Here is a 21582-nt window from a genome sequence, read left to right on the forward strand (position 1 = left end):
CCGGGGCTACAACATGAGCAGATTTTTCGGCGAGATTCGCCAGCTGGGCTACGTCGTGCACGACATTGAAGCGGCCATCAATTACTGGAGCACCACCCTGGGTGTCGGTCCCTGGTTTTACAACCCCAAAGTACCCATCAAGAACTACACCTACCACGGTGAATCGCACGAGCCGCACAACTCGGTGGCGCTGGCCAATTCCGGCTTTGTGCAGGTCGAGCTGATCCAGACCCGCAACGATGTGCCCTCGATGTACCGCGACTTCCAGCAGGCGGGGCGTACCGGCCTGCAGCACGTCGCCTACTGGACCAGCCACTACGACGCCGATCTGGCGCGGCTGCTCCAGCAGGGATTCAAGCCCGTCATGAGCGGCGAAGTCGGCGAGAACGGCCGCTTCATTTATTTCGATACCGAATACCATCCCGGTACCGTCATCGAGTTGTCCGAGGTGGCCGGCCCCAAGGGCAAGATGTTTGACTTGATCCGCAGATCGTCCGAAGGTTGGGATGGCAGTAACCCGGTGCGCCCCTTCCCCGACCTGGGAACGCTTTGAAACGCTTCGCCATGCCCGCAGACCGCTTCGAAGCCACTTACCTGATCGAAACACCGCTGGAGCCTGCGCGTGTCGCCGAGGTAATGGCGGGCGAACAGTCCTGCGGCACCTTCACCCGCGTGCAGGGCGAAACCGATGAGCTGCGCCGGCGCGCCCGCGCCACGGTCGAATCGATTGAAGAACTTGAGCCGGTCAACGCGCCAAGTTTGCCGAATGCCCTGCTGGAGCGCCAGGACCGCAAAGGCCCCTGGCGCCGCGCAAGGGTGCGCATTTCCTTTCCGGTAGCCAATGTGGGCGTCAACCTGCCCACGCTGGCCGCCACCGTGTCCGGCAACCTGTATGACCTCGGCGAGGTCAGCGGGATGCGGCTGGAAACGATGAAGCTGCCCGCCACCTACCGCGCACAATTCGACATGCCCAAGGTCGGCATTGCGGGTACACGCCGGGCCACCGGTGTGACCACGGGCGCACTGGTCGGCACCATCATCAAGCCCAACGTCGGTTTTTCCGCTGCTCAAACCGCGGGGCTGGTCGCCCGGCTGTGCGCGGCAGGCGTGGACTTCATCAAGGATGATGAGGTTTGCGCCGACCCGGCACACGCCCCGCTGGCCGAACGCATTCCCGCGGTCATGGCCATGGTGCGGGAGCACCAGCAGCGCACCGGCAAACATGTCATGGTCGCGTTCAATATCACCGACGAGCTGGACGCGATGCGACGCCACGCCGATCTGGTCGAGCGGGAAGGAGGCTCCTGCGTCATGGCCAGCCTCAACTGGTGTGGTTATTCGGCCATGCAGACCCTGCGTCGCCATACCGGCCTGGCGCTGCACGGCCACCGCAACGGTTACGGCGCACTGTCGCGGCATCCGCAGCTGGGCATGTCGTTTCAGGCCTACCAGACCCTGTGGCGGCTCGCCGGGGTGGACCATATGCATGTGCACGGTCTGCAGGGCAAGTTTGCGCAGCCCGATGAAGAAGTGATCGAATCGGCGCACGACTGCTACACACCGCTCACCGATGGTTTTGATGACCGCGTCATGCCGGCATTTTCTTCGGGCCAGTGGGCCGGCACGGTGCCTGCCACCTGGGCCGCAGTGAAAAGCGATGACCTGCTCTTCATGTCCGGCGGCGGCATTCTGGCCCACCCGGACGGCCCGGCTGCCGGCGTGGCCAGCATTCGCCAGGCCTGGACGGCCGCGCGCCAGGGCATCGCGTTGGCCCACTATGCCCGCCAAGCCCCCGAGCTCGCAGCTGCGCTTGCATTTTTCGGTAAATGACCATGCTTGCGAGCGACATAGAGAATAGCGCCCTGAAGATTGCCTATTACGCTGATGACTTCACGGGCGCCACCGACACGCTCGCCACCGCCGCGCGCGCCGGCCTTCGCACCTTGCTGTTTCTGGGGCTGCCGACAACCGCGCAACTTGAACGCGCCGGTCCGCTCGATTGCCTGGGTATTGCCGGTGCAGCACGTGCCATGACACCCGCCGAAATGCAATCAGAACTGGAGCCTGTGGGTCGCCTGTTCGCAGCACTGGACGCGCCGGTCATCCACTACAAAACCTGCTCCACCTTCGATAGCGCAGCGCACATCGGCAGCATCGGCGCAGCCATCCAGATCCTGCGGCCACATGCCGGCAATGCACTGGTCGCCGTCGTTGGTGGCCAGCCCAACCTGCGCCGCTACTGCGTGTTCGGCAACCTGTTTGCGGGCGCGGGCAAAGACGGCGCGATCAGTCGACTGGACCGTCACCCCACGATGCGCCAGCATCCGGTCACACCCATGCACGAAGCCGACCTGCGACTGCACCTGGCACAGCAGGGCCTGAAGCATGTGAGTTCCATCGCCTATCCCGACTATGAGCAGGGCGATGACGCGCTGGATCGGCAGCTAGCAGCCCTCCTCGCACAGGGTCCCGATGCCGTGCTCTTTGACGTGGCAGATGCCGCCCATCTGGCCCCCGTGGGCCGTCTGATCTGGCAACACGCGCAGCGCAGACGCCTGCTCACCGCAGGGCCCAGCAGCGTGGTACAGGCACTCACGGCACACTGGCAGACCATGCCGGCTCGGCGCGAAGCCGCCGTCGCTCCTGCGAAAGGGCCCGTGCTGGTTCTGGCGGGCAGTCTTTCGCCAATGACGGCGCTTCAGGTCGGCGCCGCCACGTCCTACCGGCACGTGGTGCTGGACGCCGCTCGCCTGGCAAAAGACCGGGACTACCTCATGCATATGGGCGGCCAAATTGCTGCACGGCTAGGGGAAGGCGACCATGTGCTGGCCTGCACCTCAGGCCAGGGCTCAGCCGCCAACGCCGGCACGCCCGCCGATGCCCGTGCGCTCGCGCAGGCCTGCGGCGAGCTGCTGGCGTGCGTTCTCAAGACTGTGCCTGTACAGCGCTTGGGCATTGCCGGGGGCGACACTTCCAGCCACGCCGTGCAGGCCCTCGATGCCTGGGGCCTGGCCTACCAGGCGCAACTGGCGCCAGGTGTGGCGCTGTGCCACCTGCACAGCGACAACTATTCACTCGACGGGATGGAAATCATGCTCAAGGGCGGTCAAATGGGCGCCGATACTCTGTTTGAAGAGTTGCTTCGCGGCACGGCCCAGATGTCATTCGGCGCCTGAAGATACAGCGCAGCCCACCGCCCTCGCTCCTTCGGCCCCACACCCAACGCCTTCTCAAGGTACGGCAGCACGCCGCCGTAGTCGGTCTCGACGGCCTGCAGCGCCGCGCTCTCGGCCTCGCCGCGCAAGTCGTAGGCGCGTCCCAGGCCCAGGCTGGACAGCACCGCCACATCTTGCGGCGTGAGCGCGGCCAGATGGTCCGAGCGGAACAGCCGGCGCCAGCGCAGCGGCCGCCCGTCCCGGCCGGCATAACCGCCCAGGTCGCGGAAATTGGTGGCGCCAAGGAGATTCAGGGAGCGGGTGGGTTTGGCATGAGGTCGCGAATCAGGTTGAGTTCAGGTCGTTCGGCTATGCACCCCGTGCGCCACCGACGGCCAGCGCGTCAGAAGTTCTCGGTATCCACTTCGCTGGCGCTTTGGGCGTTGTAGCGCGCACCGCTCACGGTGTTCTGGTTGATCAGCGCCTGCAGGCGGGCCAGCACGTCGGCGCTCAGGGTGACGTGCGCCGCACCCAGATCGTCCTGCAGATGCGCGACGCGGGTGGTGCCGGGAATGGGAATGATGTGCTCGCCCTGGTGCAGCAGCCACGCCAGCGCAAGCTGCGCCGGCGTGCAGCCGGCCTCCTGCGCGATCGCGTGATAAGCCGGCAGCAGCTTGAGGTTGGCGGCGTGGTTGTCGGGTGCAAAGCGCGGCATGCTGCGGCGGATGTCCTTCGCCTCCAGCGCGTTCACGTCGATAGCCGCGCCGCACAGAAAGCCGCGCGCCACCGGGCTGAACGCGACCAGCGCGGCGCCGAGTTCGCGGCAGGCCTGCAGCACGGCGATCTCGGGGTTGCGCGTCCACAGCGAGTATTCGGTCTGCACCGCGCTGATCGGATGCACGGCGTGCGCGCGGCGCAGCGTGGCGCTGGAGACTTCAGACAGACCGATGGCGCGGATCTTGCCGGCGCGCACCAGCTCGCTCAGGGCCCCCACGCTGTCTTCGATCGGCACCTTCTTGTCCCAGCGGTGCAGGTAGTACAGATCGATCACGTCGGTCTGCAGGCGGCGCAGGCTGGCCTCGCAGGTGGCCTTGATGGTTGCGGGCCGGCCGTCGATCACGCGCACGAGCTTGCCGTCGCCGGCCACGTCCACGCCCTGCATGCCGCATTTGCTGGCCAGCGTGAAGCGGCTGCGGTGTTTGGCCAGCACCTTGCCGACCAGCGTTTCGTTGGCGCCGAAACCGTACAGCGCGGCGGTATCGAACAGCGTGACACCCGCGTCCAGTGCGGCCAGCAGCACGCGCTCACCCTGCTCGGGCGGGGGCGGCACGCCATAGGCATGGCTCAGGTTCATGCAGCCCAGGCCGATGGCGGAGACGGTGAAGGGGCCGAGTTGTCTTTGTTGCATGGTGGGCTTCCTCGTAGAACGTGAATCGGGGTCCGAAAAATGGGGTCGGAGCACATCGCCGCTGCGCGGCGAGTGATCCGACCCCATTTTGCCCGGCGGTTATCGAGCCGCGGCCTCAGGCGCTTTTGTTCAGCTGCCGCTCCAGCCGGTCCAGCACCTGGTAGCACGGCAGCACCTGCGCCACACTCGAGTTCGGCTCGCGGCCCTCAGTGATGGCGGCGAAAAACTCGCGGTCCTGCAGCTCGATGCCGTTCATGGACACGGCCACATTGCTCACGTCGATCTTCTCGTCCTTGCCCGTGAACAGGTCGTCATAGCGCGCGATGTAGGTCGCCGTGTCGCCGATATAGCGGAAGAAGGTGCCGAGCGGCCCCTCGTTGTTGAAGGACAGGCTCAGCGTGCAGATCGCGCCGTTCGCGGCCTTGAGCTGGATGCTCATGTCCATCGCGATGCCGAGCTGCGGATGGATCGGGCCCTGCACGGCGTTGGCCTGCACGATCGGGCTGCCGGCCTGGTACGCAAACAGGTCCACCGTGTGCGCGGCGTGGTGCCACAGCAGGTGGTCGGTCCAGCTGCGCGGCTGGCCCAGCGCGTTCATGTTGGTGCGGCGAAAGAAGTAGGTCTGCACGTCCATCTGCTGGATGTTGAATTTGCCGGCCTCGATCTGCCGGTGCACGTACTGGTGGCTGGGGTTGAAGCGGCGCGTGTGGCCGCACATGGCGACGCGGCCGCTCTGGCGCGCCAGCGCCACCACGGCCTCGGCGTCGGCCAGCTTGTCGGCCAGCGGAATCTCCACCTGCACATGCTTGCCGGCCTTCAGGCAGGCGATGCTTTGCTCGGCATGCATCTGCGTGGGCGTGCACAGGATGACGGCGTCCACCTCGGCCAGCGCGAGGCTCTCGGCCAGATCGGTCGTCACGTGGCCAATGCCGTATTTGGCGGCGACTTCCCTCGTCTTGTCCAGCTCCCGGCCGACCAGCGAGACGACTTCCACGCCGTCGATGTTCTTGATGCCGTCCAGGTGCTTGATGCCGAACGCGCCGGCGCCCGCGAGTGCGACTTTGAGGGTCTTGGACATCATGAATTCTCCAGAATCAGGTGGCCGACGGCCGTGTTGGATGCGGGCACATGGTAGAAGCGGTGCGCGACATGGGGCGGCTTGCCGCCGGCCACGTCGGCCATGGCGCCGCGGGCGATCAGCCACATCACGAGTTCGATGCCCTCGCTGCCGGCTTCGCGCACATAGTCGATGTGCGGCTTTTTCGCCAGCGTCGCGGGGTCGGCGATCAACTGGTCGAGGAAGGCGCTGTCGAATGCCTTGTTGATGAGCCCGGCGCGCGGACCCTGCAGCTGGTGGCTCATGCCACCCGTGCCCCAGATCTGCACGTTCAGATCCTCGTCGAAGCTCTCGACGGCGCGGCGGATGGCCTGACCCAGGTTGAAGCAGCGCTGGCCACTCGGCACGGGGTACTGCACCACGTTGACGGCGAACGGAATCACCGGGCAGGGCCAGGCGCCCTTGACCGGATCCTGCGCACCGCACAGCAGCGACAGCGGCACCGTGAGGCCGTGGTCCACGTCCATCTTGTTCACGATGGTCAGGTCGAAATCCTGCTGGATCACCGACTGCGCGATGTGCGAGGCGAGCTCCGGATGGCCGATCACGGTCGGCACCGGCCGGGCGCCCCAGCCCTCGTCCGCCGGTTTGAACTCGGCGGCCGTGCCGATCGCGAACGTGGGGATCATGTCCAGGCTGAAGGCGGTGGCGTGGTCGTTGAAGACCAGAAAGATGACATCGGGCCGATGGTCCTTCAGCCACTGCCGGGAGAACTCGTAGCCCTGGAACACCGGCTGCCAGTAGGGCTCGTGGGTCTTGCCCAGGTCGAGCGCGGCGCCGATCGCCGGGATGTGCGAGGTGTAGACGCTGGCGGTGATTCTGGCCATTTCAGATACTCGCTTTCTGGCCGCTTCGGCCTGCCTTGCCCTGGGGCTGGTGCTGCGGCTGCGCGTCGCCGTCTTCGCCGGTGCGCCGATTGCCTTCGACCGAGCGGCCGCCGTGGATCATCATGTCGCGGTACTCCTCCTCCGTCATGCCGGTCATGCTGCCGGCCATCTGCTGAAAGCTCTTGCCGTCGGTCGCGCCGATCTTGGCCAGGAAGTAGATGTTGCCGCCCAGGCTGATGCACCGGTTCAGGTCGCGTGCGAGCACGGCCTGCTTCTGCGCCTCGGTCATGGGCCACTCGTCCAGGTAGGCCCGCTCATTGGCCTTGAAGCGCTCGCGGTTGGCGGCCTGCATGAGCGACATGCAGAACTGGTTCAGGTGGTAGCCCTTGCGCGATTGCTCGGCGTCGAAGATGGTGGTGCCCGGAACGTCCAGGTACGGTTTGACGAGTGACATGTCAGGCTCCCCAATACAGGCGGTTCGGATTGTCCACCAGCAGCTTGCGCTGCTGCTCTGGCGTCGGCGCGATATGCGGGATGAAATCCACCAGCAGGCCGTCGTCGGGCATGTGGTCCTTCAGGTTCGGATGCGGCCAGTCGGTGCCCCAGAGCACGCGGTCCGGGAACTCGTCCACGAGGCGCCGGGCGAACGGGACCACGTCACTGTAGGCATTTTGCTCGCCGCTCAAAGCCTTCGGCCCGGTCACGCTCAGGCGCTCCGGGCAGGTGACCTTGCTCCAGACGTTGCCGTGCTCGCGCATGAACTTCAGGAACAGCCCGAACTCGGGGCCATCCACCGGTTTGCTCACGTCCGGGCGGCCCATGTGGTCGACTACCACGGTGCCCGGCAGCGCGGTGAAGAAGCTCCACAGTTCGGGCAAATCCACCGCCTCGAAGTAGATCACCACGTGCCAGCCCCATTGGGCAATGCGGCCGGCAATTTCCAGCAGCTCGTCTTTGGGTGTGAAGTCCACCAGGCGCTTGACGAAGTTGAAGCGCACGCCGCGCACACCGGCATCGTGCATGGCCTGCAGTTCACCATCGCTCACGCTGCGCTTGACGGTGGCTACGCCGCGCGCGCGGCCGTTGGCCGCGCGCAGCGCATCGAGCAGCGCGCGGTTGTCGGCGCCGTGGCAGGTGGCCTGCACGATCACGTTCTTCCCGAAACCCAGGTGGTCGCGCAGCGCGAACAGTTGGGCCTTGCTGGCGTCGCACGGCGTGTACTTTCGCTCGGGCGCATAGGGAAACTCGGCGCCGGGGCCGAACACGTGGCAGTGCGCGTCCACGCTGTCTGCGGGCAGTTTGAATCGGGGCTTGCTCGGGCCGGCGTACCAGTCGAGCCAGCCAGGGGTTTTGGTGAAATCACCGGTGGTGGGTTTTGACATGGTGAATCTTCAGTCGATGTATTTGAGGCCGGCTTTTTCCAGCGGCTCGCGCATCTTGTACAGGTCCAGGCCCAGCACGCCCGCGGCGAACTTGGCGCGTTTTTCGCCCTCGAAGCTTTCGCGCTTCTCGGCCGCATCGGCCACTTGTTGCGCAATGGCAGCGGGCACCACGACGACGCCGTCTGCGTCAGCCACCACCACGTCGCCCGGATTGACCAGGGCGCCGGCGCACACCACCGGAATATTCACCGAGCCCAGCGTGGCCTTGATCGTGCCCTTGGCATGAATGGCCCGGCTGAACACCGGAAAATTCATCTTCTCGAGCTCGGCCACGTCGCGCACGCCCGCATCGATGATCAGGCCTCTGGCACCGCGCGCCTTGAAGCTGGTCGCCAGCAGATCGCCGAAGAAGCCGTCGAAGTTGTCCGTGGTGCAGGCGGCCACAGCCACGTCGCCGCTCCGCAACTGCTCGGCGGCCACGTGCATCATCCAGTTGTCGCCCGGCTGCAGCAGGATGGTCACCGCCGTGCCGCACAGGCGGGCGTGCGGGTAGATGGGGCGCATGTAGGGCTTCATCAGGCCGACCCGGCCCATGGCTTCATGCACGGTAGCGACACCGAATTGCGAGAGTTTGTCGACCGCGGCCTTGTCGGCGCGCACGATGTTGCGTTTCACGATACCCAGCTGATTCATGCTCATGATGAGCCTCCTTGTTCGGTTACTGGCCTTTGGCCTTCAGCGCGGCGTCCAGCCGCGGAAACACCCGGCGCGCGTTGCCTTCGTAAATCTGCTGGCGGTCGGCGCCGCTCAGGATCTTGCAGGCCTCGATGTAGCGCTTGGTGTCGTCGTAGTAGTGGCCCGTCTCGGGGTCGATGCCGCGCACCGCGCCGATCATCTCCGAGGCGAACAGCACGTTCTTCACCGGAATCACGGTGTTCAGCAGATCGATGCCGGGCTGGTGGTAGACGCAGGTGTCGAAGAAGATGTTGTTCAGCAGGTGCTCGGACAGCAGCGGCTTCTTGAGCTCCTGCGCCAGGCCGCGGAATCGGCCCCAGTGGTAGGGCACGGCGCCGCCGCCGTGCGGGATCAGGAAGCGCAGCGTCGGGAAGTCCTTGAACAGGTCCGAGGTCAGGCACTGCATGAAGGCCGTGGTGTCGGCGTTCAGGTAGTGCGCGCCCGTGGTGTGGAAGGCCGGGTTGCAGCTCGTGCTCACGTGGATCATCGCAGGGATGTCGTACTCGACCATCTTTTCGTAGATCGGGTACCAGTGCCGGTCTGACAGCGGCGGCGAATTCCAGTGGCCGCCCGAGGGGTCGGGGTTCAGGTTGATGCCGACATTGCCGTATTCCTTCACACACTTCTCGAGCTCGGGAATGCAGGTCTTCGGATCCACCCCCGGCGACTGCGGCAGCATCGCGGCCGGGACGAAGTGGTCAGGGAACAGCTGCGACACGCGAAAGCACAGTTCGTTGCAGATCGCGGCCCAGGCCTGTGACACCTCGAAGTCGCCGATGTGGTGCGCCATGAAGCTCGCACGCGGGCTGAAGATGGTCAGGTCGGAACCGCGCTCCTTCATCTTGGCGAGCTGGTTCGTTTCAATCGATTCGCGCAGTTCGTCGTCGCTGATCCGCAGGTCCGCCACGCGGGGCTTGAGGGCCGGGTCCTTGATGCCGGCAATTTGCCGGTTGCGCCAGTTCTCCAGCGCCTTGGGCGCCGTGGTGTAGTGGCCGTGGCAGTCGATGATCATGGTCGCGTCCTTCCCGTGTCGATGGATCGTTGAAGCAGAAAATCAATATAGCGCTTGCGGGGGCCCCCTGCGGGGCCCGCAGCCGAATGGCCGCATCCCCGCCTTGCCCTTTACCGCCGCCCGGCATGGCGCAAGCGGTGCTTTCATGCGCTCGATTGTGGTCGCGCGGGCGCCAAAAATGAAGGGGACGGGGTCACTAGCAGCTATATCATTCAGGCATGGCCGGATGAGGACCATTCAACCATCGTTTCCTATGGATTTAAAACAGATCGAGTATTTCGTGCGGGTCGCCGAGCTCGGCAGCTTCACGCGCGCCTCCGTCGTACTGAATGTGGCGCAGCCGGCGCTGAGCCGCCAGGTGCGGCTGCTCGAGGTGGAGCTGCGGCAAAACCTGCTGGTGCGCAACGGCCGCGGCGCCAGCCCCACCGAGGCCGGCAAGCTGCTGCTGGAACACGGCCGCGGCATCCTGCACCAGGTCGAGCGCGCGCGCGAGGAGTTGGGCCGGGTACGCGGCGCGCTGGCCGGCCAGGTCGCTCTGGGCCTGCCGCCGAGCATTGCGAAGGTGCTGACGGTGCCGCTCACGCGCGCTGCGCGCTCGCGGCTGCCTGACGCCGCACTGTCGATCAGCGAAGGCCTGTCGGTGTCACTGCGCGAAGCGCTGGTTACGGGGCGGCTCGACATCGCGCTGCTGTACAACACCCTGCCGACGCCGGGCATCGAGGCGACGGCGCTGCTGCAGGAGGAGCTGTTTCTGGTGCAGCGCCGGGTGCCGGCATCGCGCCGCGCGCGCGCGGCCCCGATCACGCTGCGCGAGCTGGCGGCAATCCCGCTCGTCATCCCGACCCGGCCCAACGCCATGCGCATGCTGGTCGAGTCCGAACTGGCGCGACTCGGCTGCCGGCCGCAGATCGCGTTGGAGATCGACGGCGTGCCCGCGATCCTGGACCTGGTGGCCGATGGCGCCGGCAGCGCCGTGCTGTCCATGAACGCCGTGGCCACCTCGGGCAAGGCGTCAAACTACATCACGCGGCCGATCCGCACGCCGTCGCTACGCAGCGAGCTGTCACTCGCGGTCAGCTCGCTGCGCCCTGCCACACTGACGCAGCAGGCCATGCTGGCGCTGCTTCGCGAGACCCTTGGCACCGTCCTCACCACCGCTTGAATCACCATGACACCCACCATCCCTTTGCTGGTCCTGTGCCCGCTGCCACAGCCGTACCTCGCGCAGATCGCCGCCGCCTATGACGTGATCCATGCGCCGGATGCCGCGCTGCGCGCACAGGCCATCACGGCCCACGGCATGCGCGTGCGGGCCGTGCTGACCATCGGCCCGATCGGCCTCACGGGCGCCGAGATCGCCGCCCTGCCCGCGCTGGAGCTGGTCTGCGCGCTCGGCGCGGGCTACGAGCAGGTCGACGTGGCGGCCGCACGAGCGCGCGGCATCGTCGTGGCGAACGGCGCCGGCACCAACGACGACTGCGTGGCCGACCATGCCTTCGGCCTGCTGATCGCGGCCGTGCGCGGCATTGTGCAGCTGGACCGCGCCTGCCGCGATGGCGTGTGGCGCGACCAGATCCCCGACTACGCGCCCTCGGTCTCGGGCAAGCGGCTCGGCATCCTGGGCTACGGGTTGATCGGGCAAAAGATCGCGCGGCGCGCCGGCGGCTTCGACATGACTGTGGGCTACCACAGCCGCCACCGCCGGGGCGACGCGGCGCACGCCTGGTTCGACAGCCCGCTGGCGCTGGCGCGCTGGTGCGACTTCCTGGTCGTGGCCACGCCCGGCGGCGCCGGCACGCGGCACCTGGTGAACGAGGCGGTGCTGGAGGCCATCGGCCCGCAGGGGGCGCTGGTGAACATCGCGCGCGGCAGCGTGGTCGACACGCAGGCGCTGGCGCGGGTGCTGCGCGAGCGCCGGCTCGGCGCGGCCGGCATCGACGTCTATGAGAGCGAGCCGCACCGGCCCGAGGAACTCATCGCGCTGTCCAACATCGTGCTCACGCCACACGTCGCGGGGCGCTCGCCCGAGGCGGTGCAGGCGACCGTCACACGCTTCCTTGCCAACATGCAGGCGCACTTCGCGGGCCGGCCGGTGCTCTCGCCGGTGTGATCCGCCGCGCGCAGAAATTTACATGAAAAGTGCCGCCAGCCCATGCCAGATCTGCGCATGCAGCTATTTTTTGGATAGCAAAGACGGCTCGCGCGCCGTGATCAGCCTGTCCGCATAGTCCTGCCAGCGCGCGTCCTTCGCAAGGCCCGCGAACACGCCCGCGCGCGCCTGGTCGGCCACCCACTGCTGCTTGTCGGCGATGGCGGCCGTCATCAGCGGGGCGAAGCCCGCCTCGCGCACGGTGTTCGCCGACTCGCGCATCTCCTCGGCGCGGCGCTGGCCGTGCTGTACCACGCGGCTGAAGAAATAGGCGCCGGTCTTTGGCCAGTCGATGCTGGGGAAGGTTTCGGCCAGGGTCGGCAGCACATGATCTTCCACGCCATAGGCACGCGCGGTGGTGTAGCTCTCGATCACCAGCGCCTCCAGCCCCTTGATCATCACGCTGCGGCACATCTTGATCGCGCTGGCCACGCCGAGCCGCTCGCTCACGGCCTTGGCGTCCATGCCCCAAGCGGTGAGCACGCCGGCCAGTGCAGCAGCATGCGCGCCACCCAGCAGCATCGGCACCCGGATGCCATAGGGCGGCACCGAGGTCATGACACCAGCCTCGACGTAGTGCGCCCCGCGGGCGTCGATCAGCGCGGCGCATTGCTCCTTGGTCCCGGGCGAGGCCGAGTTGAGATCCAGAAACAGGGTGCCCGGGCGAATGTGCTGCGCGGCCTCCTGCGCCACCGCCAGGGTATTGGAGGCCGTCACGGCGGAGATGACAAGTTCGCTCGCCGCGCACAGCGCACCCATCGAATCGTGCGCCGTGACGCCGGCCTGCGCCGCATGTGCACGCTCCGGGCCTTGCGTCGCCGCGGCGGCGAACTTCAGGTCCCAGGCACCCGTGCCCGCGACGCCGGGCTTGTCTTTCAGCCCCGCCGAAAACGTTTTGCCGACTTCGCCATAGCCGATCAGGCCGATGTGCTGCAGTGCCATGCGATGGTTCTCTCCACGTTGACGCGACTATTGCAGGGGAATTCCGGCACTCTTGATGACACCGCCCCAGCGCCGGATCTCGCTGCCGAGCAGCTCGGCCAACTGCGCCGGCGTGCCGGGCCGGGGCTGAACGTTGATCTGGGTCAGGCTGTGGATCACATCGGGCGATTGCAGTGCGACGACGACCTCCTGGTTCAGTCGCTGCAGCACGGCGGGCGGCGTTTTGGCAGGCGCGGCTAGCGCGTTCCACGAGGCGGCGTAGAACCCGGCCAGCGCACCGCCGCTCTCGCGCACGGTGGGCACCTGAGGAAGTTCGGGTGCGCGCTTCTCGCCCATCACGGCCAGGGCACGCAGAGTTCCCGCGCGGATCTGCGACATCATCGGACTGAGCACTTCCACCCCGGCGTCGATCTGCCCACTGCGCAGCGCGGTGAGGACCGCGCCGGTCGCGTTGAAGGGAACGATCTGCGCATGGACGCCGGCCGTAGTCTTGAACAGTTGTGCGGCGAGGTTCTGCGTGCTGCCGATATTCACGGTGCCCAGGTTGAGCTTGTCGGGATTTGCCCGGGCATAGGCCAGCAGGTCCGCCAGCGTCTTGAAGCGCGAATCCGCGGGCACGACAAGCACGATATCGAAAAAGCCGAGCGTGGAGATCGGGGCGAAATCCTTTTGTGCGTCGAACGGCAGGTGCCTGAACAAGCCTTCGCTCACGGCGGTGCCGTTGCTCATGAGCAGCAGGGTGTAGCCGCCAGGCGCGGCCCGGGCCACCAGTTCACCTGCCACAACACCGCCCGCCCCCGGGCGGTTTTCGATGATCACGCTTTGGTGCAGTTGTTCGCCGAGTTTTTTGGCCACGATGCGGGCCGTCACATCGGCCACACCGCCCGGACCGAACGGTACGACGATCTTGATGAGCCGGCTGGGCCAGGCTGCCGCGCGGGCCGCGCCAGGCGCCAACGCCGATGCTGCCAGCGCTGCCGCAGTGGCCTGGAGGATACTGCGGCGCTTCATATCGATGCTGCGATGGTACTGGCGCCGCCTCAAGCGCGCGCCACGCCCAGCAACCTGTCCAGCAACTCGGGGCGCTCGCGCAGTTCCTGCGCCGTGCCCGCATGCACGACCGTGCCGCGGTCCAGCACCACGGCGCGGTCGGAAATCGCCAGGATGGCCTGCGGATGCTGCTCGACGATGATGGCCGACAGGCCCTCCTCACGCGTGATGCGCCGGATCGCGCGCAGTAGCTCTTCCACGATGATCGGTGCCAGCCCCTCAAGCGGCTCGTCGAGCAGCAGCAGCCGCGGGTTCAGCGCCAGCGCGCGGCCCACGGCCAGCATTTGCTGCTCGCCACCCGACAGCTGCGTGCCCAGGTTGGTCTTGCGCTCGGCCAGGCGCGGGAACATTTCGTACACGCGCTCGGGCGTCCAGCGCCGCGCCGTGCTGCCGGCCCGACCGGCCCGCTCCACCGCCGTCAGGTTTTCGTGCACCGTGAGCGACTTGAAAATATTGCGCTCCTGCGGCACCCAGCCGATACCCGCGGCCGCGCGCCGGTACGGCGCCAGTTGGTGCAGGGCGACGTTGCCGAGCTGGATGCTGCCGCCATGCTGGCGTGTGGCGCCGGCCAGGGTGTTGATCAGGGTGGTCTTGCCGGTGCCGTTGCGCCCCAGCAGCGCCAGCGTGTGGCCTTCATCGAGCGCCAGCGACACGTTTTGCAGCACCACGGCTTCGCCGTAGCCGGCGCTCAGGTTCTCTACTTTGAGCAGTTCAGGCATGTCGATCGGCCCCCACGCTTGTCACTTCGTGTACTGCACTGCCCCCCGAGGGGACCCTCGCCGCCTCCTCCCCATGCCCCAGGTACACGGCCTTGACCTGCGGGTCGCTGGCAATCTGCTCGGGGTCGCCCTCGGTCAGCACTGCGCCGTTGACCAGCACCGTCATGCGGCTGGCGAAGCTGAAGACCAGGTCCATGTCGTGCTCGATCAGCAGCACCGAGACGTCGGCGGGCAGTGCCGCCACGGTCTGCAGCAGTTCCTCGCGCTCGCCCGCCGGCACGCCCGCCACCGGCTCGTCGAGCAGCAGCACACGCGGCTCGCAGGCCAGCGCGATGGCAATCTCCAGCAGACGGCGTTTGCCATAGGCCAGCACCTGCGTAGGCTGGTTCTGCACGTCGGCAAGGTGAAATTGTTCAAGCAGCTGCTGGGCCCGCTGTGCTACATCTTTACTAGCACCAAGCGCATGCCACCATTGGGCTCCCAGTCCTTTTTGTTGAGAAATCACGAGCGCCAGCGTCTGCAGCGGCGTCATGGAGTCGAACAGCTGGTTGATCTGGAAGGTGCGCACCATGCCGCGGCGCACGCGCTGGTGCGGCGCCAGCTGCGTGATGTCCTGGCCCTCCAGCACGATGCGTCCCTCGGACGGCTGCAGCACGCCGGTGAGCAGGTTGATCAGCGTCGTCTTGCCGGCGCCGTTGGGGCCGATCAGCGCATGGCGCGCGCCGCGGTGCAGGTTCAGCGTGACGTTGCTGGTGGCCGTGATGCCGCCAAAGCGCTTGACCAGGCCCTGGGCCGACAGCACGACCTCGGGGTGCGCGGAATTCACGCCACTCATGAGCCGCTCCTTCGCCACCAGGTCCACGGGCGCAGCAAACGCTCGCGCCCGACGCGCACCAGCAGCACCAGGATCAGGCCGATCCAGAACATCCAGTACTGCGGCGTGATGGAGGACAGGTTGTCCTGCAGCAGCTTGAACACGATGGCGCCGGCAATGCCGCCGTACAGCCAGCCGACCCCGCCGATCACCAGCATCAAGAGCACGTCGGCCGAGCGGTCGAAGGCCAGCACATCGAGCGAAGCAAAGCCCGTGGTCTGCGCCAGCAGGGCGCCGGCGGCACCGGCCACGGCGGCGGCCACGGTGTAGATCACCACCAGGCGCGAGCGCACCGGAATGCCGATGGCCATGGCGCGCAGGCGGTTGTCGCGGATGGCCTTGAGCGTAGCGCCAAAGGGCGAGTTGACGAGCCGGCGCAGCACCAGGAACAGCAGCAGCAGCACCGAGAGCGAATACCAGGCGGCGGTGCGCCCGGACAGGTCGAATTCAAACCGGCCCAGCACCGGGCCGAGGATCACGCCCTGCAGGCCGTCGGCGCCGCCGGTGAGCCAGTCCAGCTTGTTGGCCAGCTCCAGCAGGATCAGGGCGATGCCCAGCGTGACCATCAGGCGGGTCAGGTCGGTGCCGCGCAGGATGGTGACGCTGCACAGCGCGCCCAGCAGCGCCGACAGCGCCATCGCCACCAGCAGGCCGACCACCGGGTCGGGCATAACGAGCTTGGCGAACAGCGCGCCCGCGTAGGCGCCAAAGCCGAAGAACGCCGCATGGCCGAGCGAGACGATGCCGGTGTAGCCCAGGATCAGGTCCAGCGAGACGGCGAACAGCGCCACGATGGCGATCTCGTTGATCATCAGCGCCTGGCTGGGCAGCAGCCACGGCGCGGCAAACGCCAGCAGCCACACCAGCGGCTCCCACGCCCGCCAGCGCGACAGTTGCAGCAACTCGGCGCGGGCGTCGCGGGGTGACAGGGGCGGCATCACTTGCCTCCCTTGCGCGTGAACAGGCCTTCGGGCCGCCACATCAGAATCAGGATCATGAGCGTGTAGACGATGAAAGCGCCCAGCGTGGGAATGAAGTACTTGCCCGCCACATCGGCAATGCCCAGCAGCAGCGCGGCCATCAGCGGCCCGGTGATGGATGAGGTGCCGCCGACCGACACCACGATCAGGAAGTAGATCATGTACTTGAGCGGAAAGGTCGGATCCAGTCCCAGGATTTCGGCGCCCAGCGCACCGCCCAGGCCCGCCAGCCCGGAGCCCACCGCGAACGTCAGCAGGAACACCACGTTGACGTTGATGCCCAGGCCGGCGGCCACGCGCGGGTCATCGACGGCCGCGCGCAGGCGGCTGCCGAAACGCGTGCGCGACAGCAGCAGCTGCAGCACCACGGTGAGCGCCGCACACAGCACGATGATGAACAGCCGGTAGTGCCCCATGCCCAGCATCCAGGCGCCGTGGCCGATCTCGGTGCGCCCGCTCAGCCATTCGGGCAGCTGCACATTCTGCTGGCTCGAGCCCATGAAGTAGTCGACCCCCGCCACTGCCATGAAGGCCAGCCCGATGGAAAACAGCACCTGGTCGAGTTGCGGCTTGCTGTACATCGGGCGGTACAGCGTGCGCTCCAGCAGCGCGCCGAGCAGGCCGACCAGCACGAAGGCCAGCAGCAGGCACCACAGGAACGGCACGCCCAGGCGCTGCATCAGCAGCACCGTGATGTAGCCCCCGGCCATGGCAAAGGCGCCGTGCGCCAGGTTGATGAAGTTCATCAGGCCCAGCGTCACCGCCAGGCCGACGGCGAGCACGAACAGCAGCATGCCGTAGGCAATGCCGTCAAAGAGAATGGTGATCACGTCTGGAGGGAGGGGACGCGCAACGTCACTTCCTGTTTACTTTTTGCTCTTGCCCGGATCCTTGACGTCCTTGATCACGTCGAACTCGACGTTGTAGAGCTGGCCGTCGACCTTTTCGACCTTGCGCAGGTAAACGTTCTGCACGATATCGCGGGTCTGCGCATCGATATAGATCGGGCCGCGCGGGCTCTCGAAAATCTGGCCTTTCATCGCGGCCAGCAGTGCATCGCCGCCGCCCTGCCCCTTGGTCTTCTTGAGCGCTTCATAGATCACATGCATGCCGTCATAGCCGCCCACGGCCATGAAGTTGGGGCGCATGCCCTTGTTGGCGGCACCAAAAGCGGCGACAAACTTCTTGTTCATGGCCGACGGGTGGGCCGCGGAATAGTGGTGCGAGGTCACGACGCCCAGAGCGCCATTGCCCATGTCGTTGAGCTGGTCGTCATCGGTCACGTCGCCGGTGGCGATCAGCCTGATGCCCGCCTTGCCCATGCCGCGCTCGAGAAACTGCTTCATGACCGCGGCGCCCGCGCCCGAGGGCACGAACACGAACAGCGCATCCGGATTTTCGTCGCGCACCTTTTGCAGGAATGGCGCGAAGTCCGGGTTGCGCAGCGGCACACGCAGCGAGTCGATGACGCGCCCGCCGTTGAAGGTCAGGCGTTCCTTGAAGTATTTCTCGGCATCGATGCCGGGGCCGTAGTCGCTGACCAAGGTGACGACCTTCGTGATGCCGTTCTTCGGCGCCCAGTCCGCCAGCGCCACCGAGACCTGCGGCAAGGTGAAGCTGGTGCGCACGATGTAGGGCGAGGCCTCGGTGATGCTCGAGGTGGCCGCAGCCATCACCACTTCAGGGGTCTTGGACTGCGTGGCAATCGGCGCCGTGGCCAGCGCCGACGGCGTGATGCCGAAGCCGGCCAGCACGTTGACCTTGTCGTTCACCACCAGCTCCTGCGCCAGGCGCTTGGTCACGTCGGGCAGGCTGGTGTCGTCCTTGACGATCAGCTCGATTTTCTTGCCCGCCACCGTGCCACCGTTTTGCGCCATGTACAGGCGCACCCCTGCCTCGACCTGGCGCCCCGTCGATGCCTGCTGCCCGGTCATGGGCAGGATCAGGCCGATCTTGAAGGTGTTGCTCTGCGCCAGCGCACTGAGCGATGGCAGCGACATGGCCACCAGAGCAGTTGCGCTGAGAAATACTCTTTTTTTCATGGGTGTCTCCAGGGTGAATCGGGTCATGGGAATCGTCGCTTGTTCGACACATTGGCGCCATCGGATCAAACCCGCACCGCACTATCACGACAGATCGGCGCGCTGGCAAGGCCAATTTGCGACTACTTGTTATAGCAAATTGCGATAACGCCAGCGTGGCAGCCCCGCATTTCAGGCCCGCGTGCGGATCAGCTGCACGCCCGGCATCTGATCGAGCTGCCGGTTTTCGAGAGCTTCGCGCAAGTTGCGCTGGGCGATGCGCGAGTGCTCGCGCATGATGGCTTCGGCGCGCGAGCCTTCGCGCGCGGCGATCGCATCGAGCACCTGCCGGTGCTGGTCCTGCGCCACGACCAGCATGTCGCGCGCCTGCGGTGAATTCGCCTGCTGCACGACAAAGCCCGAGGGCGAGGCAAACGGCAGGCTCACGACGCGCTCGAGTTCGCGCGCGATGACGCTGCTGCCGGCCATGTCGCCCACCAGGGCGTGGAACGTCCGGTTCAGGGCCACGTAGTTCGAGAACGCCTCGTCATCGAGCGCGGGCTGGCTCAGCACGGCGTCGATCCGGTCCAGGCACTCACGCGCCGCGGCGAGCAGCTTGGGAGCCACGCCGCGCTCGGCCGCCAGTCGCGCCGACAGGCCCTCCAGCGTGCCGCGCAGCTCGATGGCCTCGGACACGTCGCGCTCGGAGAAGGTGCGCACGGCGTAGCCGCCGTTGGGCAGCGCGTCGAGCAGGCCCTCCTGTTCCAGCCGCATCAGCGCAGCCCGGATGGGGGTGCGCGAGACACCCAGCTTCTCGACGATGGCCAGTTCGGCAATCCGCGCGCCGCCCGGCAACTCGCCCGCCAGGATCATCTCGCGCAGGCGCAACTGGGCCTTCACGGCCTGCGAAGTAGCTGCCTCAGGGACATCGGTCGTGATCGGACTGGTTGCATCCATGAAGAGAAGTAGGACGTGGCTTGAGGGGGTGTTGGTTGACCTTCATTGTATACATAAATCAATCAAACTAGGCGATATGATGCGATTTTTCAGGATATTTTTGATTTTCTGTATACATTCATTGAGCATCGAAGCATAATTGCGGCGCAAATCCATCGTGCACCGCGGCCTCCCCCGGCCTTTGTGCAGGGACGGCCCTGATGGTTTCACACTTTCCCTGGAGCAAGACATGTTTCCCAAGAACGCCTGGTACGTCGCCTGTACGCCGGCCGAAATCGCCGACAAGCCGCTGGGGCGGCAGATTTGCGGCGAGAAGATCGTTTTTTTCCGCGGCCCGGACGGTAAGGTCGCGGCTCTCGAAGATTTCTGCCCGCACCGCGGCGCGCGACTCTCGCTGGGCAAGGTCTGCGACGACGGCAGCCTGATGTGCGGCTACCACGGACTGCGGGTGGGCTGCGACGGCAAGACCGTCTCCATGCCCGGCCAGCGCGTGCAGGGCTTTCCGCGCACGCGCACTTTTCCGGTGGTGGAGCGCTATGGCTTCATCTGGGTCTGGACCGGCGACGACAAACTGGCGGACCCCGCGAAGATCCACCATCTCGAATGGGCGCAGAACCCCGAGTGGGCCTATGGCGGCGGCCTGTACCACATCAACTGCAACTACCGCCTGATGATCGACAACCTCATGGACCTGACCCACGAGGCCTATGTGCACACCACCAGCATCGGGCAGAACGAAATCGACGAGGCCCCCGTCACCACCAAGCTGGAAGGCGATATCGTCACCACCAGCCGTTTCATGGAAAACGTCATGCCGCCGCCCTTCTGGCGCGCGAACCTGCGCGGCAACAACCTGGCCGACGACGTTCCGGTCGACCGCTGGCAGATCTCGCGCTTCACGCCGCCCTGCCACGTCATGATCGAAGTCGGCGTCGCCCACGCCGGCAAGGGCGGCTACCACGCGGACGCGAAAGACAAGGTGTACAGCATCGTGGTGGACTTTTGCACACCCGAAACAGAAACGTCGATGTGGTATTTCTGGGGCATGGCACGCAACTTCAACCCCAAGGATGAAGCGCTCACTGCCGCGATCCGCGACGGCCAGGCCAAGGTCTTCGCGGAGGACCTGGCCGTCCTCGAGGCGCAGCAGGAAAACATCGCACAGTATCCCGAGCGCCGCCTGCTGATGCTCAACATCGATGCGGGCGGCGTGCAGTCGCGGCGCATTCTGGACCGCCTCATCGCGCAGGAAGCCGATCGGTGAACGCCATGGAAACCATTGCCGTCAAGGTCGTCAAAAAAACACAGGAAGCGCAGGACATTGTCAGTTTCGAGCTGGCGCGCGCGGATGGCGCGCCCTTGCCGGCGTTCAGCGCCGGCTCGCACATCGACGTGCAGACCCCCGGCGGGCTGACGCGCCAGTACTCGCTGTGCAATGCCTCCGTCGAGCAGCACCGCTACCGCATTGCCGTGCTGCGCGATGCGGGCTCACGTGGCGGCTCGGTGGCCATGCACGACGCGGTGAACGAGGGCGATGTGATCCAGATCAGTGAGCCCAAAAATCACTTCCCGCTCAAGCACGCCCGGCGCTCGCTGCTGTTTGCGGGCGGCATCGGCGTGACGCCGCTCTTGTGCATGGCCGAGCGGCTGGCGCAGATCGGTGCGGACTTCACGCTGCACTACTGCACGCGCTCCATGGAGCGCACCGCGTTTCGCGAGTACATCGGCGCCTCGCGGTTCTCAAGCCAGGTTCAATTCCACTTCGATGCGGGCGCGCCCGAGCAAAAGATGGATCTGGACGCGATTCTCGCGGCGCAGGCGCCCGACACCCAGCTTTACGTCTGCGGCCCGGGCGGCTTCATCGACTACGTCATCAACACGGCCAAGGCCAGGGGCTGGCCGGGCGATCAGATCCATCTGGAATATTTCAGCGGGGCGGCGCAGGACACCTCCGGCGACACCGGTTTTGAAGTCAGGATCGCGAGCACCGGGAAATCCTATGTCGTCGCCCCGGACAAAACCATCATCCAGGTCTTGAAGGACAACGGAATCGAGATCCTCACCTCCTGCGAGCAGGGCGTTTGCGGCACCTGCATCACGCGCGTGCTGGAGGGGGAGCCGGACCACCGGGACATGTACTTCACGGATGAAGAGCATGCCAGCAATGACCAGTTCACCCCGTGCTGCTCGCGCGCCAGGAGTAAAACGCTGGTGCTTGATTTGTGACACGGCGGAAGTCTCTGTCGTGGTCCGG

The 21582-nt window shown here is 66.2% G+C and carries 22 protein-coding genes and 1 pseudogene; 7 read left to right on the plus strand and 16 right to left on the minus strand.

Annotated elements, in window-relative coordinates:
• Window positions 1–13: 13 nt before the first annotated feature.
• Genes EUB48_RS12920 through EUB48_RS12930 form a run of 3 tightly spaced genes read left to right on the plus strand, consistent with a single transcriptional unit; the run spans window position 14 to window position 3176 of the window.
• Window positions 14–553, plus strand: coding sequence for a VOC family protein (locus tag EUB48_RS12920; RefSeq protein ID WP_142819504.1), 540 nt, complete (start codon window positions 14–16; stop codon window positions 551–553).
• 11 nt (window positions 554–564) lie between these two features.
• The gene (locus EUB48_RS12925) at window positions 565–1830 is read left to right on the plus strand and encodes a ribulose-bisphosphate carboxylase large subunit family protein (protein WP_142821251.1); all 1266 of its coding nucleotides are present in this window, start codon (window positions 565–567) and stop codon (window positions 1828–1830) included.
• Between the two features lie 2 nt (window positions 1831–1832).
• On the plus strand, window positions 1833–3176 hold the full coding sequence (locus EUB48_RS12930; protein ID WP_142819505.1) for a four-carbon acid sugar kinase family protein: 1344 nt from the start codon (window positions 1833–1835) through the stop codon (window positions 3174–3176).
• 98 nt (window positions 3177–3274) lie between these two features.
• Here EUB48_RS12930 and EUB48_RS21725 read toward each other — a convergent pair.
• The 8 genes and pseudogenes from EUB48_RS21725 to EUB48_RS12970 all read right to left on the minus strand — a co-directional run.
• A pseudogene (locus EUB48_RS21725) lies at window positions 3275–3469 on the minus strand (tyrosine-protein phosphatase); the annotation flags it as partial.
• 89 nt (window positions 3470–3558) lie between these two features.
• Complete coding sequence (locus EUB48_RS12940) at window positions 3559–4563, minus strand: aldo/keto reductase (RefSeq protein WP_142819506.1); 1005 nt, start codon at window positions 4561–4563, stop codon at window positions 3559–3561.
• 115 nt (window positions 4564–4678) lie between these two features.
• Complete coding sequence (locus EUB48_RS12945) at window positions 4679–5644, minus strand: Gfo/Idh/MocA family oxidoreductase (RefSeq protein WP_142819507.1); 966 nt, start codon at window positions 5642–5644, stop codon at window positions 4679–4681.
• Window positions 5641–6507 carry a class III extradiol dioxygenase subunit beta gene (locus EUB48_RS12950; protein WP_142819508.1) on the minus strand — a complete coding sequence of 289 codons (867 nt, stop codon included), beginning with the start codon at window positions 6505–6507 and terminating at the stop codon, window positions 5641–5643. The genes EUB48_RS12945 and EUB48_RS12950 overlap by 4 nt, the downstream gene beginning before the upstream one ends.
• Before the next feature lies 1 nt (window position 6508).
• On the minus strand, window positions 6509–6961 hold the full coding sequence (ligA, locus tag EUB48_RS12955) for a protocatechuate 4,5-dioxygenase subunit alpha (protein WP_142819509.1): 453 nt from the start codon (window positions 6959–6961) through the stop codon (window positions 6509–6511).
• A gap of 1 nt (window position 6962) precedes the next feature.
• A complete protein-coding gene (locus tag EUB48_RS12960; protein ID WP_142819510.1) occupies window positions 6963–7889 on the minus strand; it encodes an amidohydrolase family protein in 927 nt (308 codons plus the stop codon).
• Between the two features lie 9 nt (window positions 7890–7898).
• Window positions 7899–8582 carry a 4-carboxy-4-hydroxy-2-oxoadipate aldolase/oxaloacetate decarboxylase gene (ligK, locus tag EUB48_RS12965; RefSeq protein ID WP_210411758.1) on the minus strand — a complete coding sequence of 228 codons (684 nt, stop codon included), beginning with the start codon at window positions 8580–8582 and terminating at the stop codon, window positions 7899–7901.
• Between the two features lie 25 nt (window positions 8583–8607).
• A complete protein-coding gene (locus EUB48_RS12970) occupies window positions 8608–9636 on the minus strand; it encodes an amidohydrolase family protein (protein WP_142819512.1) in 1029 nt (342 codons plus the stop codon).
• 253 nt (window positions 9637–9889) lie between these two features.
• On the opposite strand from EUB48_RS12970, the gene EUB48_RS12975 reads away from it, so the two are divergent.
• Entirely contained in the window at window positions 9890–10798 is a 909-nt protein-coding gene (locus tag EUB48_RS12975) for a LysR substrate-binding domain-containing protein (protein WP_142819513.1), read from the plus strand.
• A 6-nt stretch (window positions 10799–10804) separates the two neighbouring features.
• On the plus strand, window positions 10805–11746 hold the full coding sequence (locus tag EUB48_RS12980) for a 2-hydroxyacid dehydrogenase (RefSeq protein WP_142819514.1): 942 nt from the start codon (window positions 10805–10807) through the stop codon (window positions 11744–11746).
• A 63-nt stretch (window positions 11747–11809) separates the two neighbouring features.
• On the opposite strand, the gene EUB48_RS12985 is transcribed toward EUB48_RS12980, so the two are convergent.
• The 8 genes from EUB48_RS12985 to EUB48_RS13020 form a co-directional block, all read right to left on the minus strand.
• Complete coding sequence (locus tag EUB48_RS12985) at window positions 11810–12727, minus strand: NAD(P)-dependent oxidoreductase (RefSeq protein ID WP_142819515.1); 918 nt, start codon at window positions 12725–12727, stop codon at window positions 11810–11812.
• Window positions 12728–12754: 27 nt separating this feature from the next.
• Window positions 12755–13738 carry a tripartite tricarboxylate transporter substrate binding protein gene (locus EUB48_RS12990; RefSeq protein WP_142819516.1) on the minus strand — a complete coding sequence of 328 codons (984 nt, stop codon included), beginning with the start codon at window positions 13736–13738 and terminating at the stop codon, window positions 12755–12757.
• A gap of 29 nt (window positions 13739–13767) precedes the next feature.
• On the minus strand, window positions 13768–14496 hold the full coding sequence (locus tag EUB48_RS12995) for an ABC transporter ATP-binding protein (protein ID WP_142819517.1): 729 nt from the start codon (window positions 14494–14496) through the stop codon (window positions 13768–13770).
• Complete coding sequence (locus tag EUB48_RS13000) at window positions 14489–15331, minus strand: ABC transporter ATP-binding protein (RefSeq protein WP_142819518.1); 843 nt, start codon at window positions 15329–15331, stop codon at window positions 14489–14491. The genes EUB48_RS12995 and EUB48_RS13000 overlap by 8 nt, the downstream gene beginning before the upstream one ends.
• Window positions 15328–16308 (minus strand): branched-chain amino acid ABC transporter permease, encoded by a 981-nt coding sequence (locus EUB48_RS13005; protein WP_142819519.1) that lies wholly within the window; start codon window positions 16306–16308, stop codon window positions 15328–15330. Before EUB48_RS13005 ends, EUB48_RS13000 begins: the two co-directional genes overlap by 4 nt.
• The gene (locus EUB48_RS13010) at window positions 16308–17180 is read right to left on the minus strand and encodes a branched-chain amino acid ABC transporter permease (protein ID WP_142819520.1); all 873 of its coding nucleotides are present in this window, start codon (window positions 17178–17180) and stop codon (window positions 16308–16310) included. Before EUB48_RS13010 ends, EUB48_RS13005 begins: the two co-directional genes overlap by 1 nt.
• A 36-nt stretch (window positions 17181–17216) precedes the next feature.
• A complete protein-coding gene (locus EUB48_RS13015) occupies window positions 17217–18392 on the minus strand; it encodes an ABC transporter substrate-binding protein (protein WP_142819521.1) in 1176 nt (391 codons plus the stop codon).
• Between the two features lie 171 nt (window positions 18393–18563).
• The gene (locus tag EUB48_RS13020) at window positions 18564–19328 is read right to left on the minus strand and encodes a GntR family transcriptional regulator (RefSeq protein WP_142819522.1); all 765 of its coding nucleotides are present in this window, start codon (window positions 19326–19328) and stop codon (window positions 18564–18566) included.
• A gap of 229 nt (window positions 19329–19557) precedes the next feature.
• On the opposite strand from EUB48_RS13020, the gene EUB48_RS13025 reads away from it, so the two are divergent.
• Together EUB48_RS13025 and EUB48_RS13030 are read left to right on the plus strand one after the other, a co-directional pair.
• Complete coding sequence (locus tag EUB48_RS13025; protein ID WP_142819523.1) at window positions 19558–20592, plus strand: aromatic ring-hydroxylating dioxygenase subunit alpha; 1035 nt, start codon at window positions 19558–19560, stop codon at window positions 20590–20592.
• A gap of 5 nt (window positions 20593–20597) precedes the next feature.
• Window positions 20598–21554, plus strand: a complete 957-nt coding sequence (locus EUB48_RS13030; RefSeq protein WP_210411629.1) for a PDR/VanB family oxidoreductase — start codon at window positions 20598–20600, stop codon at window positions 21552–21554.
• The last annotated feature ends 28 nt before the right edge of the window (window positions 21555–21582 follow it).

This window comes from Rhodoferax sediminis, assembly GCF_006970865.1.
GTDB classification, from domain to species: domain Bacteria; phylum Pseudomonadota; class Gammaproteobacteria; order Burkholderiales; family Burkholderiaceae_C; genus Rhodoferax_A; species Rhodoferax_A sediminis.